This window comes from Actinoplanes sp. NPDC051388 (assembly GCF_055586225.1).
The window spans coordinates 546,021-563,138 of record NZ_JBVJIP010000003.1 but is presented as its reverse complement, the minus strand read 5'-3'; the positions used below and the strand labels follow the sequence as shown (position 1 = coordinate 563,138).

The window sequence follows — 17,118 nt, the reverse complement described above, 5'->3', positions numbered from 1 at the left end:
GGAGATCGACCGTGTCCAGTTCAGAGACGTCGAAGACCTGGCTCTCACAGGAGGCTTACGACCGGCTCCAAGCCGAGCTGGACCAGATGATCGCGGACCGGCCGGCCATCGCCGCGGAAATCAACGCCCGCCGCGAGGAGGGCGACCTCCGGGAGAACGGCGGCTACCACGCCGCCCGCGAGGAGCAGGGCAAGGCGGAGGGCCGCATCCTCTATCTGAAGGAGCTGCTCCGCACCGCCGAGGTGGGCGAGGCGCCCGATGCCGGCAAGGTCGCGCCGGGCACCGTCGTCACCATCTATTTCGACGACGACCAGGGCGACACCGAGACGTTCCTGCTGGGTTCGCGGGAGATCTCGTCGACCACCGACCTGACGGTCTACAGCCCGGAGTCGGCGCTCGGCAAGGCGATCCTCGGTGCGGCCGAGGGCCAGACCGTGACCTACACCGCCCCCAGTGGCGCGGACATCAAGGTCACGGTGGTGAAGTTCGCGCCATACGGCGCCTAAGAGGTCAGAGCCAGATCTCGCCGGGCACGCTCGATGTGCCCGGCGAGTTCCGTTTCGATACGTTCCGCCCAGGCGTCGGTGAGCCGCACCCGCGGCGGCGTCTCCGGCAGCCCCTCCAGCCGGGCCGCGCGCAGCCCGCTCGGCGGATGCGCGGCGAAGAGCGACACCTCCTCGCGGCGGGAGAGTTGCCGCAGCACCGGCATCGAGGACGCCATGTTCGCCCGCGCCTTGGCCGCCGCGGCCCGCCACTCCGGCCCGCCGCCCTGCGCGCGTGAGGCGCGCCGGATCACCGTGTCGATCGCGGTCTCGAGCAGCACCGCGTCGCTCAGCCGCACGGCGGCCGCGGTGCCGGCCACCCGGGCGGACATCTCGTCGGCCAGATATTCGGCCCGCTGCGCGTCGCGGAACCCGATCCAGGCCAGCACCAGGTGCCCGGCGAACAGCAACCGCGACAGGAAGCCTTGCACCACCGTCGCGAGCAGCCCGGCGACGAGCGAGAACGGGCCGTAGCGCTCGTCGAGCGGGGTCGGCCGGAGCAGTTCGGCGAGATGCCCCAGAGTGTTCGTCGAGACCTGGGTGAGCAGGCTGCGGCGCAGGTCGCCATTGACGAAATGACCCAGCTCGTGTGCCAGCAGCGCCACCCGCTCCTGGGGGTCGAGCGCCGCCCACAGCGGCAGCCCGATGGCCAGCACCCGGGTCCGCCGCCATCCGACGGAAGTCGTGTACGCCTCGAACCCGGCGGTCACGCCGACCAGGTCGGGCATCGGCGCGCCGGTCTCGGTGGCCACCGCCGCGAGCAACCTGTGCAGCTCCGGAGCCTGGTCCGGGGTGAGTTCCTCGACGTCGTCGTCGAGCCGGCCCAGCCGCGGCCGCAGCGCGATCGCGAGGCTCAGCAGCAGCACCCCCGGCACCATCCACCAGCTCGGGAAATCGCGCAGCAGCAGCCACAGCCCGAGCACCGCCAGCCCGGCCACCAGCAGCAGCAACAGCACCGACGCGACGACCAGCGCCACCCGGGTCGCGGTCACCGGGCGGGTCGTCAGGGGCTGATGCGCGAGCCGCCAGGCGAGCCGGTGACCGAGCCGGTCCACCCAGCCGGCCCCGGGCGCCGGCTGGTCCAGGTTCCACTCGCAGGCCGGGCACCACGGATCGGCCTGCCGGGCGCTGACGAGCGGGACGAGACAGTCCGGACAGTCGTCGTTCACGGCCGAGAATCTACGGCTTGGTGTCCGACAGAAGCGAGACCTGATATCCGGCCGAGCCCAACGCCTCGATCAACCCGGCGGAGTGGTCCGGGCCGCGCGTCTCGACGGAGAGCGCCACCTCGACCTCGCCGAAGCCGAGCCGGGGGTTCTGCCGGGTGTGGAAGACGTCCACCACGTTGGCCCGGTGCTGGGCGATCGCGACCAGCAGCTGGGCCAGCTCACCGGGCCGATCGCCGCAGCGCACCGACAGCCGCAGGAAGCGACCGGCCGACGCCAGCCCGTGCTCGATCACCCGCAGCAGCAGCATCGGGTCGATGTTGCCGCCGGACAGGATGGCCACCACCGGGCCCGGCAGCAGCAGTTCCGAGCCGTGCGCGAGCAGCGCCGCGACGGCCGCGCCACCGGCCGGCTCGACCACCATCTTGTGGCGTTCCAGCAGCACCAGCAGGGCCGCGGACAGCTCGTCGTCGGTCACCGTGACGAAGTCGTCGACCAGCTTGGCCACGTGCGCGAAGTTGAGGTCGCCGGGCCGCTGCACCGCGATGCCGTCCGCGATGGTGGCGCAGAACGGCAGCTTGGTGGGTGCGCCGGCGGCCAGCGAGGGCGGATAGGACGCCGCGCCCGAGGCTTGCACGCCGATCACCCGTACCGAAGGGCGCAGTGCCTTGGCAGCGACCGCGACCCCCGAGATCAGCCCTCCCCCGCCCACCGCGGTGATGATCGTGCCCACGTCGGGGCACTGGTCGAGGATCTCCAGCCCGACGGTGCCCTGCCCGGCGATCACGTCGGGGTGGTCGAACGGGTGGATCAGCACCGCGCCGGTTCGCTCGGCGAAGGCGCGCGCCGCGATCAGCGCGTCGTCCACGGTGTTGCCGGCGTATTCGATCGCCGCGCCGTAGCCCTTCGTCGCGCTCACCTTGGGCAGCGGCGCGCCTTCGGGCATGAACACGGTCGAGGAGATGCCGAGCAACTGGGCGGCGAGCGCGACACCCTGCGCGTGGTTGCCGGCGCTGGCCGCGACCACCCCGCGGGCGCGCTCCTCGCTCGACAGCCGCGAGATCCGGGTGTAGGCGCCGCGCACCTTGTAGGACCCGGCCCGCTGCTGGTTCTCGCACTTCAGGAAGGTGGGCACCCCGAGCGACGCGGTCAGCGGCCGCGACTCCTCCATCGGCGTGGTGATCACGACGCCCGCCAGCAGCCGACGCGCCGCCTCGATGTCCTCCAGCGACAACAGATCCAGCAGAGCCATGCCCCGATAGTTCCAGAAAACCCGCAAAACCTTTTCCGGGTACGCCCAACATCACAGTCCAGTGGCCACCCGCGGGACCTGGGTGCGGCGCAAGGCCGCACCCATCCGCCGGGCCGGATGGCCCAAGAACTAGACGATCGCGAGCCGCTGCCAGGGGTTCTGCACCTCGAACTGCCCGGCGATCGCCAGCAGTGTCACCTCGGAGTCGGGCGGCCCCACCAGCTGCACCGCGACCGGCAGCCCGTCCGGCCGCACCCCCATCGGCACCACGATGGCCGGCAGCCCGGCGAAGTTCCACGGCGCCGCATAGGGCGCATAGCGGGTGTTCACCATCATGCTCTGCCGCCATCCCCCGCCCGCCCAGCCGTCCGCCGACGGGGGCGAGCCGGCCAGCGCCGGGGTCAGCAGCACATCCACCTTGCGGTCCGCGAAGAACTCGATCGACCGCTCCCGCCAGGCGTCGCGCTGACTCTGCCGCACCCAGCCGCGCTTCTGCACGTAACGACCCAGGCGCGCGTGCTGCCGGGAGCGCGGCTGCAGCGCGGCGAGGTCGACGCCGAGCCGTTCCGCCTCCACCGCGGCCGAGGCCAGCCAGGTCGCGAGCACCTCCACACCGAGCTTGGTGGTGTATCGCGGCTCGGCGGTGATCGTGCTGTGCCCGGCGTCGACCAGCAGCCGCGCCGCCGTCGCCACCGCCTGCCGGTTGGGCTCGTCGGCCCGCAACCCGGCCATCGGCGGCTTGAGCGAGATCCCGACCCGCAGCCGCTGCGGCTCGACCAGCTTCACCGGGCGGCGGCCGGCCAGCACGCTGAAGCCCAGCGCGGCGTCCCCGACCGTGGTGGTCAGCACGCCGTTCTCAGCCATTCCGAACCATCCGTCCACGCCCAGGTCGCAGGGCACCACGCCGCGGCCGGGCTTGAGCCCGACCAGGCCGCAGCAGGCCGCCGGGATGCGGATCGAGCCCAGCCCGTCGTTGCCCTGGGCCATCGGCACCAGGCCGGAGGCCACCGCCGCGGCGGACCCGCCGGACGAGCCGCCCGGCGTGCGGTCCAGCGACCACGGGTTGCGGGTGGCCACCTCGGGGTCGTCGGTGACGCCCCACAGCCCGAGCTCGGGCATCCGGGTCACGCCGACCACCACGGCGCCGGCGCCGCGCAGCCGCCGGACCACCTCGTGGTCCTCCTCGGCCACCTCGGTGCGCGCGATCGCCGAGCCGTTCCAGGTGGGCAGGCCGGCGACCGCGGTGTTCTCCTTGACCGCCACCGGCACCCCGGCCAGCGGCAGGTTGGACAGATCTTCCTGGTCGTCGACCTTCTCCGCCTCGGTGATCGCCTCGCCGCCCCGGATCACCCGGAAGGCGCGCAGCTCGGGGTCGCTGATCCCGATCTGCTCGAGGTGGTCGGCGACCACCTGGGTGGCCGAGGTGTCGCCACGGCGGACCGCCCGCGCGATCTGCTTCGCGGTGGCGCCCACCAATGTGGTCGGTACGTATTCCATCGCGTTCCCGTCCTGGGCTGCGGTCGTCTACGGCTGCTTCGGCTGCGGTCAGGCGCTGAGTGCCTGCTCCAGGTCGGCGAGCAGATCGTCAAGCGTCTCGATGCCGACAGACAGTCGCACGAGATCGTCGGGGACTTCAAGCGCCGAGCCCGCAGCGCTCGCGTGTGTCATCTGTCCCGGGTGCTCGATCAGCGACTCGACTCCGCCGAGCGACTCGGCGAGCACGAAGAGCTTCGCCCGGTTGCAGACGTCGATCGCCGCCTGCGTGCCGCCGGCCGCCCGGAACGAGACCATGCCACCGAACCGGCTCATCTGCTTGGCCGCGGTCTCGTGGCCCGGGTGCGAGTCCAGCCCCGGATAGAGCACGTCGGACACTCCGCGGTGGGCCAGCAGGAACTGGGCGATCCGCTCGGCGTTGTCGCAGTGCTTCTCCATGCGTACCCCGAGTGTTTTGATCCCGCGCAGGGTGAGCCAGGCGTCGAACGGGCCGCACACCGCGCCCATCGCATTTTGATAGAAGGCCAGCTCTTCACCCAGGCCCTCGGTCGCGGCGACCAGCGCGCCACCGATCACGTCGGAGTGGCCGCCCAGATACTTCGTGGTGGAGTGCACCACCACGTCGGCGCCGAGCGTGATCGGCTGCTGCAGATAGGGCGACGCGAAGGTGTTGTCGACCACCAGCATGGCGTCGTACTCGTGGGCGAGCCCGGCCAGCGCCGGGATGTCGGCGATGTTCAGCAGCGGGTTGGTCGGCGTCTCGACCCAGATGATCCGGGTGTGGCCGGGGCGGAAGGCGGCCCGGACCGCGTCCAGGTCGTCGAGCGGCACGGCGGTCCAGTCCAGACCCCAGTTCTCGGCCACCTTGGCGAAGAGGCGATAGGTGCCGCCGTACGCGTCCCCGGGGATCAGCACGTGGTCGCCGGGCCGGCAGACCGCCCGCAGCAGGGTGTCCTCGGCAGCCAGGCCGCTGGCGAAGGAGAGACCGCGGCGACCGCCCTCGAGCGCGGCGAGGCACTCCTGCAGGGCGTCGCGGGTCGGGTTGCCGGACCGGCTGTACTCGTAGCCCAGCCGCGGCGCGCCGACCGCGTCCTGCGCGAACGTGCTGGTCTGGTAGATCGGCGGCACCACCGCCCCGGTCCGCGGGTCGGGCTCCTGCCCGGCGTGGATGGCAAGGGTGTCGAATCCGTAGTCGTCGGCGCTCATGTGCAGCAAGGCTAGTCTTCAGCGGTGGCCGACTGCCTGTTCTGTGGAATCCTGGCGGGGTCGGTGCCCGCCTTCAAGGTCGTGGACGACCCCTCCGGTGTCGGTTTTCTCGACATCAGGCCGGTGTTCAAGGGGCACGTGCTGGTGGTCCCGCGGCCGCACATCGGCACCCTCCCCGATCTCCCCGCCGACCTGCTCCCCGGCTTCTTCACGCTGGTCCAGGCGGTGTCGGCCGCCGTTCCGGCCGCTCTGGGAGCTTCTGGGACATTCGTCGCGATGAACAACGTCGTGTCCCAATCGGTGCCACATCTGCACGCGCATGTCGTACCCCGGACAAAGGGCGACGGACTGCGCGGTTTCTTCTGGCCGCGCACCAAGTACGCCTCCGACGAGGAGGCCGCGTCGTACGCCGAGCGCATCGGTAAGGAACTGGGGCCGTCCGGCGTTACCTCTGCTGGATGAAGGGAGTGTGACCGTGTTCCTACGGCACAAGAAGCTCGACCTGCCGACCCCCGACCAGGCCCTGCCGGGCCGGCCGCTGGGCATGCCGGTGGCGAGCACGCACACCGAGCTGGGCACCCCGCTGGAGGGGCCGTGGCCGGCGGGTTTCGAGGTCGCGGTCTTCGGGATGGGCTGCTTCTGGGGCGCGGAGCGGATCTTCTGGCGGTTGCCCGGCGTGTATTCGACGTCGGTCGGCTACGCCGGCGGGATCACGCCGAACCCGACCTATGAGGAGACGTGTTCCGGCGCGACCGGGCACGCCGAGGTGGTGCAGGTGGTCTACGACCCGGCCAAGATCGGCTACGAGAGCCTGCTGAAGGCGTTCTGGGAGAACCACGACCCGACGCAGGGCATGCGCCAGGGCAACGACACCGGCACGCAGTACCGCTCGGCGATCTACACCACGACGGACCAGCAGGCCGCGACGGCGAAGGCTTCGCTGGAGGCTTTCCAGCCGGTGGTCACCAAGGCCCGCCGCGGAACGATCACCACCGAGATCAAGCCGCTGACGACCTACTACTACGCCGAGGACTACCACCAGCAGTACCTTTCAAGTGATAAAAACCCCGGCGGGTACTGCAACCACGGGCCGAACGGGATGACCTGCCCGATCGGTGTGGCTGAGGTCGGCTGAGCTCAGCATGAAGCGGGCACCCACGTCGGGTGCCCGCTTCATGCGACGATGGTCGAGTAGGAGGTGACCTTCGTGCGCCGATATGCCAAACCCGTCGTCGTCGCGGACGACCTTGCGCTGTTGCGCGGACCGACGACCGGCATTGTCACCTTGCCTCGTCATCTCGACTGGTCCGGCTCCGCCGACTATGACCTCGACAGCCCAGGCCGCATCGTCGACCTCTACCGCACGGTCTTGATCGAGGCCACCAAACCGGCCGACCTTCACGCCTTCCTGGACCAAGCGACCCTCACCGGGCTCTGGTCTGCACTCTGGCTGCCGCCCGAGTTGCGCCGGGCGTGGGAGGAGCGTTTCCCGGACCTCCCACGGACCGGGTCCGGCGCCGCCGCCGCGTAGGGTGCTCTGGCATGGATCCACGCCACCGGCGGCTGGCCGAGATCGCCCTTCACGCTGCGGGCAGCGACTACGGACTGGCGTTGGCCGGCGGCTATGCGGTCCGCGCCCACGGTATGGGTGACCGCCCGAGTGGCGACGTGGACCTGTTCACCGACTGGCAGCGGCGGGCCGACTTCCCGGCCGTCGCTGACCTCGTCATCGAGGCATTGGCCAGGAACGGCTTCCACGTCGATGTCGATGCCCGAGCCGACACCTTCGCCCGCCTTCTCGTCACGCCGAACGACGAGCCAGACACCGAGCCGCAGAAGATGGAACTGGCCGCCGACTGGCGCGCCCACTCACCCGTGACGTTGAGCATCGGCCCAGTCCTGCATCCGGACGATGCGGTCGGCAACAAGGTCGGCGCCCTCTACGGACGGGCGCTCGCGCGAGACTTCCTCGACATCGACGCGGTACTTGCCAGCGGGCGTTATTCCAGCGAACAACTTCTTGAGCTGGCCGAGACCGCCGATCCCGGCTTCGACCGCGCGATGTTCGCCGCCTCCCTGGGTGCGTTGAGCCAGATCAGCGACGCCGCATTCGCTCCCTACGGCGCGGACGCCTCAACCATCCAACACCTGCGCCAGCGCTTCGCCGAATGGCGCAACGAACTCACCCAGCAGTGACCCCGGCACGGGTCATCCACTTATGGCTGCCACCAGCAGTACTTGTCCGACGCGAAGAACCCGTATGGCTACTGCAACCACGGCCCGAACGGCATGACCTGCCCCATCGGGGTCGCCAAGACCGACGCCTAGCGACGTCAATTCGGCGCGGGGAATTCGCCCTTTACGGTTCGACCGATCGGCTTACCGCCGCGGCTGGACGGTTGAATTCCCCGCGCGCACCCCGATCCGGCATCGGGATGACCCTTCGGCCCGGTATCGCTGACATAACATGTCGGATGCCTCATGGGCCTCGAGCAATACGAAGGGCATCCGATGGACACGTTTCCGTCCCGCTACATTCCGCTGGAAAAGCTCTCCGAGGGCGGCTTCGGCGCCGTCTGGAAGGCGTTGGAGCCGGGCGGCGAGGAAATTGCGATCAAGATCCCGAAAGCGTCCACCGGGACCGACGACATCGCTCGTTTCCGGCGTGAGATCCAGCTGATGAGCCAGCTCGACCACGCCAACATCCTGCCGATCCTGGACTACGACACGGACTGCCCGCTGCCCTGGTACGCCGCGCCGCTGGCGGACGGCAACCTCGGTGACAAGCTGGCCGGCCTCTCCGCCGAGGTGGCCCTGAAGTTGTTCGCCGACGCGGTCGCCGGAATGGCGTATGCCCACCGTAATCGCGTTCTGCATCGCGACATCAAGCCCGGGAATGTGCTGGTATTCAGCGACGGCCCGGACCATTCGCCGGTCGCCCGGGTCGCCGATTTCGGGCTGGGCCGGAAATATTCGCGCGAGTCGTCGTTCCAGACCCGGACCGGCATGATTGCGGGCACTCCGTGGTTCGCCGCGCCGGAGCAATTCGTTGATCTTCGCCGAGTCGATCATCGAGCGGACATCTTCGGCCTGGGGCGCCTGCTCCAATACGTGCTGGACGGCGCCGTCCCGGCGGAGTCGTCGGTGCGGCGGCGCCTCGAATACTGTGCCCGCACCGCGACCGCCGCCGTGCTCGAAGACCGCTATCAGAGCACCGAGGACCTGCAGGCGGACCTCCGTCTGGTGTTGCAGCAGCCGCGGGCGTTGCAGCGCCCGGTCGACGCGGCGCTCAACATGGTGCACGAGCTGCTCGCCCAGCGGAGCTTCGATGCGCCGGCCGCCCGGCCGCTCGCGCTGCTGCTGGTGGAGAACCGGTTCGACCCGCGCCTGATGCTGGGCATGCTGCCCCGGATCCCCACCGTGGTCTGGACCGCGCTGCTCGAGCACCACGTCGCCGCGGTCCGCGAGGTCCTGCAGGGCTATCTCACCGTGCTGGCGGAGCCGCTGGCGGTGGACTCCGTGATGGCCGCCGCCCGGCTGGTGGACGACATCTTCGACATGAGCCGGGACGACGAGGTGCACAAGACCTGCCTGCAGACGCTCATGCACCTGGCCGCGCGATATGACATCACCGAACTGACCGCAATCGCCGCTCGGTGCGTCACCGAGGAGGAGAGCAGCGCCGTGCTGCAGGCGCTGGCCCGGTTCCTCCGCGACGAACCTCTGCTCGCCGTGTGGTGCGCCGAGCACGTGCGCAAGACCGGGCTCGCCCCGGTGCTGCGTGACGCCATCCAGGTGTAGCCGTGGCGCGCGCATCGATCCTCGCCGAACGGCTGTACGAGCTGCTGACCGCCCGGTCCTGGGAGACCAGCGCCGAGCGGTTCACCGTCCGGACGCTGGAGCCCGCGCTGGAGCCGATCCAACACGTCTGGATGGCCGGCGAGGCGAATCGGATCACCGGCCCGGAGATCGACCAGGTGCGGCCCTCCCGCGTGATCGTCCAGGACGACGCCCGACCGGCCGAGATCGCCCGCCTCCAGGACTGCATGCGGGAGGCGGGGCTGGAGCCACACGTCACCACGATCACCCGGTTCATCGACTTCCTCTGGGACGCCAAGGCCGCGGCGACGCGCGCCCGGCTCGACTCCGAGCTCTACGACGAACTGTTCGTGCGGGTGCCCGACAGCAGCACGCCCGACGATCGGCATGCGGAGCAGGAGGTGCGGCTCGGCCGGATCAAGGTGAGCGACAACCGCCTGCTGGAAACGGCGCTGCCGCTGCCCGGCTCCTGGCTCGCGGTCCTCGCGGACGCCGGGCTCGGCAAGAGCGAGTTGCTGCAGTGGCACGAGTGGCGCTACGCGGTCCACTACGACATCTCGCACAGCGAGGGCAAGAAGGACCTGCCCGCGATCGCGCTCCGGGTGCCCCTGCGCGAGCTGCGGTCCCTCTCGCTCGACGGCATCGCCCACTATCTGTCCCACCCGCCCGCGGCGGACGGCCTGCCCGCCCTGCGGCACGTGGACACCGGGGCCGGACTGCGTCAGCTGCTCATCATGCAGCGGATCGTGCTGCTGCTGGACGGCGTCGACGAGTTGTTCGCCACCCGGGAGAACTTCGCGGCCGGCATGCGCGAGCTGCGCAAGGCGGTCCGGGACGGCGCCCGCATCGTGCTCTCCGCCCGGCGCGGCGACCTGATGACCGGGCACAGCATCGGCCGCGACTTCGACGAGAAGGAAATCGCGCACATCGAGCCGATGAGCGAGGTGGTCGCGCTCGGTCTGCTGAAGAAGTACGGCGCCGACGACGAGACCGCCCGCCGGATCTATTCGCACCTCGCGGGCACGCAGGCCCAAGGCATTCCGCTGTTCCTCCTGCTGGCCTACCAGGTCGACGTCCACTCACCGCTCGAGTCGAAGGCGGGCTCACGCTCGGACATCCTGCTGGAGTTGCTGCGCCTGTTCTGCCTGCGCGACGAGCCCCGCCTGAGCGTGCCCAAGGCCGAGCAGATGCGCATCCTCACCGATTTCGCGCACTGGGTGCACCTGCTCGGCGATCTGGACAAGGAACAGGCCCTGGAATATTGCGGGATCGACCCGGAGGATCCCGCGGCCGCGATGTTCAACAATCCGCATGCCCTGCTGACCATCGTCGACGGTGGTCTGATCCGCTTCAAGTACCCGCAGTTCCGGGCGACCTTCCTGACGAAGGCGCTGGTCGACGACTGGGACGCGATGGGCTTCCGGTCGATCATCGACGACCTGCGGCACCGGGCCCTGGAGTCGGCGACCGCCGAGGCGATGGCGAGCCGGGTGACCGAGGCGCGGCTCCGCGAGGCGTGGAAGCTGTCCCGCGACGAGACCGATCTGCGGCGCTACCCGCTGATCCGGCGCAATCTGCTGGCGTTGATCCTGGCGCGCCTGGAGGCGGAGGAGGCGGGCAGCGACGAGGCACGCCGGTCCGCGCGGCTCGCGGGCTTCCTCGGCGAACGCGTGCTGGAGGACGTGTCGCTCTCCAACCTCGAGCTGACCCGCCTGGACTTCGCGCACTGGCGGCTGCAGCGGCTGAACGGGCGGGACGGCAGCCTGCAGTACTGCAAGAACATGGCGCTCTGCGACTTCGACGAATCGCTCGAGACGATCGACAACACCGACGGCACGGATCTCCAGGCGCCCTCCGAGGACCCGGAGATCACGTCACGCGGGCTGGACCGCCTCAGCCGCCTGATCAGGCCGCTCCGGCGCAAGGCCTCGGCCAGCGTCGTTCGCATCCTGAACCTGGACGAGTGCCGCGATCGGGAGGGCTGGGAAGTGGTCCGCAAGGCCAAGCTCGCCAAGAAGACGCGCACCGGCACGGCCGGCAGCCAGATGGCCTGGGTGCTGACCAGCGCCGCGGTCAGCCTCTTCGGCCGCTACCTGCTGGCGGAGGAGGACTCGGCGGACGCGGTGCGCCGGCTGCTGCGAAACGAGCTGGACCTGCAACAGCTCGCAAACTCCCTGGGCCGGCTGCGCTGACCACTCGTGTGGGCGACTGACATCGACACGTGCCTTCGCGCCTCTTCAGACTTGGGGCAGAGAGATCTGCGGGAGGTGCATGATGCCCGGGTTTTACTCCGACGAGGAACGGGCCGCCTGGGCGATCGCCGAGTCGCTGCTGGACAAGGCCCGCGCGATGATGCGGCAGGCCGAGCGGGCGCTGGAGACCTGGAAGGTCGGCAAGGAGCTCAATCAGCAGCGCTGCCTGCGGCGCGGGATGAGCGCCACCGACGCCGAGATCCGCTGGGCCGGCAGTGCCAACGCCAAGAACGCCCTCAACGACAACAGCTTTCACACCGGTCTCGCGACGATGTATTTCGGGGCCGCCGGCGCCTATTACTCGCGCGCGCTCTATCTGCGAAATCGGAGCGACCTGCACGTTTCTAGATGAACCCAGGACGAGATGAGCGCCGCCCTCGACCGGGGCGGCGGTCGGAGAGCGGCGCTCATGCACTGGGCCTCAGGGCTGTGCGGCACGCACGGGGGACGGCCGCCCAGCCCCGAGGGGTCCATCACCCAGGATGCGAGGGATTCCTGGAACTACGCTGAACGCCCGCCCCGATTCCGCTGAGAATCGAGTTCGCGTTTGGGACGGCCTGTGTCGGGCCCCGCCCAGCGGGCAAGATGAACAGGTGCAGATCGCCACGGAGACCGAGCGCAAATACGACGTGCCCGCCGATTTCACTCTGCCCGACCTGCCGGGAGCAAACGGTGGCCACGTCCACGAACTGGACGCCACCTATTACGACACCGCCGACCTGCGGCTCGCCCGCAGCAAGCGCACGCTGCGGCGACGCACCGGCGGCGACGACGCGGGCTGGCATCTCAAGACGCCGGGCGAGGGCTCATCGCGCACCGAGCACCAGCTGCCGTTGAGCGGCGACGACGTGCCGGCCGAGCTGCTCGACGAGGTGCGCGCGATCGTCCGGGAGTCTCCGCTGCGCCCGGTGGCACGGCTGCTGACCCACCGGGTGGAGACACCGGTGCATGGCGACGGCGGCCGCACGCTCGCGCTGATCGCCCAGGACACGGTGACCGCGGAGACCGACGACGGCGCGCAGACCTGGCAGGAGGTCGAGGTCGAGCTGGTCGGGGACGGCGACGCCAAGTTGCTCGACCGGCTGGAGCGCCGTCTGCTGAGCGCCGGCGCGAGCCCGGCGGCCGGACCGTCCAAGCTGGCCCGCGCGCTGGCCGGCCGCCTGCGGAACGGCACGACGCCCGCGACCGGGAAAGAGTCGACGGACCCGCTCCTCCGATACGTGCGGGAGCAACGCGAAGCCATCCTCGGCCATGACCCGGGCGTGCGCCGCGGCGACCCGGAGGCGGTGCACAAGATGCGCGTCGGCACTCGCCGCCTGCGCAGCACGCTCAAGACGTTCAAGCGGTCGTTCCGGCCCGAGGCGGTGGCCTATCTGGGCCCCGAGCTCAAGTGGCTGGCCGGGCAACTGGGCGAGGTGCGCGACGGCCAGGTGCTGGAAAAGCGGCTGCTGTCCGCGGTGCAGGGCCAGGGCGACGAGTTCGCGCCGGTGGCCGAGCGGATCCGCGAGCACCTGGACGCCAAGATCGAGGCCGGTCGCGCGGCGCTCGCCGCGGATCTGAACGACGCCCGCTACTTCCGGCTGCTGGACGCCGTCGACGACCTGATCGGCACCTGGGACGGCGGCGAGTCCCGGCCGGTGCGGCGGGTGCGCAAGGCCCTGGACAAGGCCGACCGGCTGCTCGACGACGCCACGCTCGGGGGCGCCGACGAGCCGCTGCACGAGGCGCGCAAGGCGTACAAGAGGGCTCGTTATGCCGTTGAGGTCTTTGCCGGTGCGGCCGGGAAGCCGGGCGCCAAGCTGGTGAAGCGGCTCACCGACCTGCAGGACGTGCTCGGCGCCCATCAGGACTCGGTGGTGGCCCGCGAGATCCTCCGCGAGCTGTCCCACGAGGCGCCCGACGGCTTCCCCTACGGAGTGCTCCATGAGCGGCAGGAGCAGCTCGGCAACGACACCTGGGGTGAGCTCACCGGCGTGGTGGACCCGTCGCGGCGCCCGAACGTGCGGTCGTGGCTGACCTGAGGCTGTTCACCTCGAGGACACCCGCCGGTCGGCGTGCCGACGGTTGTAGTGGGTAGTAACTGCGGCTATGCAGCAGTCCGAGGCTCCGCACGAAGATGACACCACCACTGCGCCCTATGAGGGACCGGTCAAGGCGCTGGGTGGGTACCGCGTCGCGGACGACGACGATGACGACCCGGTGCTGCTCAACGCCGACGGCACCCCGGTGGACACCTGGCGGCAGGATTACCCGTACGGCGAGCGCATGTCGCGGCAGGAGTACGACCACGACAAGCGGCTGCTGCAGATCGAACTGCTGAAGCTGCAGAACTGGTGCAAGTCCACCGGCGAGCGGATCGTGATCCTCTTCGAGGGGCGCGACGCGGCCGGCAAGGGCGGCACGATCAAGCGCTTCATGGAGCACCTCAACCCGCGCGGCGCCTCGGTGGTCGCCCTGGAGAAGCCGAGCGAGCGCGAGAGCACGCAGTGGTACTTCCAGCGCTACATCAACCACCTGCCCGCGGCCGGCGAGATCTACCTGTTCGACCGGTCCTGGTACAACCGGGCCGGCGTCGAGCGGGTGATGGGCTTCTGCACCCGGCAGGAATATCTGGAGTTCATGCGTCAGGCGCCGGAGCTCGAGCGGATGCTGGTGCGGTCCGGCATCAACCTGGTCAAGTTCTGGTTCTCGGTGTCCCAGGGCGAGCAGCGCACCCGCTTCGCGATCCGGCAGGTCGACCCGGTGCGCCAGTGGAAGCTCTCCCCGATGGATCTCGCCTCGCTGGACAAGTGGGACGACTACACCGAGGCCAAGGAGGCGATGTTCTTCTACACGGACACCGCCGACGCGCCCTGGACCGTGGTGAAGAGCAACGACAAGAAGCGGGCCCGGCTGGAGGCGATCCGGCACGTGCTCAGCCGCTTCGACTACGACGACAAGGACACCGAGATCGTGCGTACGCCGGATCCGCAGCTGGTGGGACCGGCGTCGATGGCGGTCGAGGGCGGCGACATGTCCCCCCGCGCATTCCCGCGTCTGTGACCCCGAATTTGTGAGTTAAAAGCCGTTGTCGACCACCCCGGGTCCTGGCTAACGTGGCCATACACGTGAGAGGAGGTGGTCCGAAGTTGTATAGCAACGGGACTCGTGAGGTGGCTGTCCGCTAGCCGCTGTCCTTGACAGCTTCGTCGGCTGCCTTCCTGGGCAGCCTCTGCAGTGCCGTCGAGACCGTGTGGCAGCGGTGCGGCGAATTTCAGACAGCCACCCGACCCCTGGGGATCCGGCCTAGTCCGACCGGACCACGCTGAGGCGTGGAAGTCCCCAGGGGTCGCTTCATTTCGGGATTTGATCATGAGAGAGCTCGTCGTCCTGGGCACCGCCAGCCAGGTGCCGACCCGGCAGCGTAATCAGAACGGTTATGTCCTGCGCTGGGACGACGAGACGATCCTCTTCGACCCGGGCGAGGGCAGCCAGCGCCAGATGCTGCTGGCCGGCCTCGCGGTCACCCCGCTGACCCGGGTCTGCGTCACGCACTTCCACGGCGATCACAGCCTCGGCCTGGCCGGCATCATCCAGCGCATCTCCCTCGACCGGGTGCCGCACCCGGTGGTGATGAACTTCCCCGCCGAGGGCCGCGAGTTCTTCGACCACCTGCGGCACGCCACCAGTTTCTGGGACCACGCCGACCTGAAGATCGAGCCGGTCGGCGCGGGCTTCGCGGCGGAGACCTTCGCGGGGCGGCTCACCGCCCTGCCACTGCGGCATTCCATTCCCGCGTACGGGTACCGCCTGGTCGAGCCGGAGAGCCGGCGGATGATCCCGGAGCGGCTGGCCGAGCACGGTCTGGCCGGGCCGGCGGTCGGCGAGTTGCAGCGCACCGGACGGCTCGGCGCGGTGCGACTCGAGGACGTCAGCGCGCCCCGGCCCGGCCAGAGCTTCGCGTTCGTGATGGACACCGGGCTCTGCGACGCGGTCTACGACCTGGCCGAGGGCGTCGACCTGCTGGTGATCGAGTCGACCTTCCGAAACGCCGAAGCCGCGCTGGCCGAGCGCTACGGGCACCTGACCGCCGGGCAGGCCGCCTCGGTGGCCCGCGAGTGCGGCGTCCGCCGGCTGGTGCTGACCCACTTCTCCCAGCGGTACACCGATGCGGACGCGTTCCGGGACGAGGCGGCCGAGCAGTTCGACGGCGACATCGTGGTGGCCGAGGACCTGATGCGGGTGGCGGTGCCGGCCCGGCTAAATTCGGACGAATGACCGTCGTCCTGCGTACCGCCCAAGAATTTGATCTTTTGCAGGTCGGTGACCTGCACTTTCGCTCTCGGGCCTCGGCCTACGCGGGGTTTCTGCCGGCCGAGGCGCTGGAGTTCGGCGGGGGCGGCGCGCTCGGCGAGTGGTGGGCCGAGCGCTGGAAGTGGGAGCGGGACACGCATCGCCTGACCGTGGCCGACGACGACGGTGAGCTGGTCGGCTTCACCTATCTGGGGCCCGGCGAGGAGGAGGGCGTGTCCGAGCTGAGCGCGATCCACGTCGCTCCCGAGCACGTCGGCAGCGGGATCGGGCGGCTGCTGATGATCGACGCGCTGCCGCATCTCGGCCCGCGCGCGGTGCTCTGGGTGCTCGAGCAGAACGAACGGGCCCGGCGCTTCTACGAGCGGGGCGGCTGGCACGCGGACGGTGTCACGCGGGAGGCGCCGATGGGCGGAGTGGACACATCCCAGTTGAGATATTCGCTTCTGGTGGGCGGGAACGCGTGACCTAGTGAATGCGGGGGAACCTGTGGTCACGCGTCCCCGCCAACCGTGCCCGCCCAAACGGGGGTCGCGCCTGGCCGGAGGCGCGGACCGGCGGAGGCGTGCCGGTCCTGATCCTTCTTGGGCGGGTCTGGGTGCGGGATGCCGTTGTGCTGGCGGGGCACAACGGCGTCACCGCCGGAGGACATCGACTGGGTGTCGTTCTTGCCGGGGGACGGTCAAGGTCCCGGCCGATGTCCGCAGACTCTGATGGAGTTGTCAGGCCTCACTTGACGCCTTACTTGACGACGCCGTACTTGACGACGCCGTACTTGACGAACGAGCGCTGGTTGGTCCGGCGGCGACGGTCGTCCAGGCCGGGCATCGCGCGGATGCTGTTCAGGTCGTGCCGCAACGTCCAGGCCACCCGCCACGGCCGCCGGGAGGCGACCGCCGCCCGCTCGGCCAGCCGGCGCGGCGCACAGGGCCAGCGCCAGCCGCACCAGACGCAGTTGCCGTCCGGTTCCGGCTCGGTGTGCCGGCCGAGCATCTGCTGGGCGTCCTGCCAGAGCAGGCGATCCACAACATCGGCCGGTTCCGGATCGGCCCGGTCCGCTCTGGGCATTCCTCCCCCTTGGTCTAGCGGTGCGGCGA

At 70.0% G+C, this 17,118-nt stretch carries 17 protein-coding genes and 1 pseudogene; 13 read left to right on the top strand and 5 right to left on the bottom strand.

The window, feature by feature from the left end:
- Nucleotides 1–11 precede the first annotated feature (11 nt).
- Nucleotides 12–506, top strand: a complete 495-nt coding sequence (greA, locus tag ACZ6TI_RS11085; protein WP_465344827.1) for a transcription elongation factor GreA — start codon at nt 12–14, stop codon at nt 504–506.
- Here greA and ACZ6TI_RS11080 read toward each other — a convergent pair.
- From ACZ6TI_RS11080 to ACZ6TI_RS11065, 4 genes are all read right to left on the bottom strand, one after another.
- Nucleotides 503–1,711 carry a M48 family metallopeptidase gene (locus ACZ6TI_RS11080; protein WP_465344826.1) on the bottom strand — a complete coding sequence of 403 codons (1,209 nt, stop codon included), beginning with the start codon at nt 1,709–1,711 and terminating at the stop codon, nt 503–505. The two genes, greA and ACZ6TI_RS11080, sit on opposite strands and share 4 nt — an antisense overlap.
- A gap of 10 nt (nt 1,712–1,721) precedes the next feature.
- Entirely contained in the window at nt 1,722–2,960 is a 1,239-nt protein-coding gene (gene ilvA / locus ACZ6TI_RS11075) for a threonine ammonia-lyase (RefSeq protein ID WP_465344825.1), read from the bottom strand.
- A gap of 129 nt (nt 2,961–3,089) precedes the next feature.
- Nucleotides 3,090–4,457, bottom strand: coding sequence for an amidase (locus ACZ6TI_RS11070; RefSeq protein WP_465344824.1), 1,368 nt, complete (start codon nt 4,455–4,457; stop codon nt 3,090–3,092).
- Nucleotides 4,458–4,505: 48 nt separating this feature from the next.
- On the bottom strand, nt 4,506–5,660 hold the full coding sequence (locus ACZ6TI_RS11065) for a cystathionine gamma-synthase (protein ID WP_465344823.1): 1,155 nt from the start codon (nt 5,658–5,660) through the stop codon (nt 4,506–4,508).
- A gap of 24 nt (nt 5,661–5,684) precedes the next feature.
- On the opposite strand from ACZ6TI_RS11065, the gene ACZ6TI_RS11060 reads away from it, so the two are divergent.
- From ACZ6TI_RS11060 to ACZ6TI_RS11005, 12 genes and pseudogenes are all read left to right on the top strand, one after another.
- The gene (locus ACZ6TI_RS11060; protein ID WP_465344822.1) at nt 5,685–6,122 is read left to right on the top strand and encodes an HIT family protein; all 438 of its coding nucleotides are present in this window, start codon (nt 5,685–5,687) and stop codon (nt 6,120–6,122) included.
- 13 nt (nt 6,123–6,135) lie between these two features.
- Nucleotides 6,136–6,795 (top strand): peptide-methionine (S)-S-oxide reductase MsrA, encoded by a 660-nt coding sequence (msrA, locus tag ACZ6TI_RS11055; protein ID WP_465344997.1) that lies wholly within the window; start codon nt 6,136–6,138, stop codon nt 6,793–6,795.
- A 63-nt stretch (nt 6,796–6,858) separates the two neighbouring features.
- A complete protein-coding gene (locus tag ACZ6TI_RS11050; RefSeq protein WP_465344821.1) occupies nt 6,859–7,191 on the top strand; it encodes a hypothetical protein in 333 nt (110 codons plus the stop codon).
- An 11-nt stretch (nt 7,192–7,202) separates the two neighbouring features.
- Nucleotides 7,203–7,856, top strand: a complete 654-nt coding sequence (locus ACZ6TI_RS11045) for a nucleotidyl transferase AbiEii/AbiGii toxin family protein (protein ID WP_465344820.1) — start codon at nt 7,203–7,205, stop codon at nt 7,854–7,856.
- Nucleotides 7,857–7,886: 30 nt separating this feature from the next.
- Nucleotides 7,887–7,988, top strand: a pseudogene (locus ACZ6TI_RS11040) (peptide-methionine (S)-S-oxide reductase MsrA); the annotation flags it as partial.
- A 153-nt stretch (nt 7,989–8,141) separates the two neighbouring features.
- On the top strand, nt 8,142–9,461 hold the full coding sequence (locus ACZ6TI_RS11035; RefSeq protein ID WP_465344819.1) for a serine/threonine-protein kinase: 1,320 nt from the start codon (nt 8,142–8,144) through the stop codon (nt 9,459–9,461).
- 2 nt (nt 9,462–9,463) lie between these two features.
- Nucleotides 9,464–11,671: an NACHT domain-containing protein gene (locus ACZ6TI_RS11030; RefSeq protein WP_465344818.1), complete on the top strand. Its 2,208-nt coding sequence runs from the start codon at nt 9,464–9,466 to the stop codon at nt 11,669–11,671.
- Between the two features lie 79 nt (nt 11,672–11,750).
- Entirely contained in the window at nt 11,751–12,083 is a 333-nt protein-coding gene (locus tag ACZ6TI_RS11025; protein WP_465344817.1) for a hypothetical protein, read from the top strand.
- Between the two features lie 241 nt (nt 12,084–12,324).
- Nucleotides 12,325–13,752, top strand: a complete 1,428-nt coding sequence (locus tag ACZ6TI_RS11020) for a CYTH and CHAD domain-containing protein (RefSeq protein WP_465344816.1) — start codon at nt 12,325–12,327, stop codon at nt 13,750–13,752.
- Nucleotides 13,753–13,819: 67 nt separating this feature from the next.
- Nucleotides 13,820–14,773: a polyphosphate kinase 2 gene (gene ppk2 / locus ACZ6TI_RS11015; RefSeq protein WP_465344815.1), complete on the top strand. Its 954-nt coding sequence runs from the start codon at nt 13,820–13,822 to the stop codon at nt 14,771–14,773.
- A gap of 303 nt (nt 14,774–15,076) precedes the next feature.
- Entirely contained in the window at nt 15,077–15,988 is a 912-nt protein-coding gene (locus ACZ6TI_RS11010) for a ribonuclease Z (RefSeq protein WP_465344814.1), read from the top strand.
- The gene (locus ACZ6TI_RS11005; protein WP_465344813.1) at nt 15,985–16,488 is read left to right on the top strand and encodes a GNAT family N-acetyltransferase; all 504 of its coding nucleotides are present in this window, start codon (nt 15,985–15,987) and stop codon (nt 16,486–16,488) included. The genes ACZ6TI_RS11010 and ACZ6TI_RS11005 overlap by 4 nt, the downstream gene beginning before the upstream one ends.
- A gap of 274 nt (nt 16,489–16,762) precedes the next feature.
- On the opposite strand, the gene ACZ6TI_RS11000 is transcribed toward ACZ6TI_RS11005, so the two are convergent.
- Nucleotides 16,763–17,089: a hypothetical protein gene (locus tag ACZ6TI_RS11000; protein ID WP_465344812.1), complete on the bottom strand. Its 327-nt coding sequence runs from the start codon at nt 17,087–17,089 to the stop codon at nt 16,763–16,765.
- Nucleotides 17,090–17,118 lie beyond the last annotated feature (29 nt).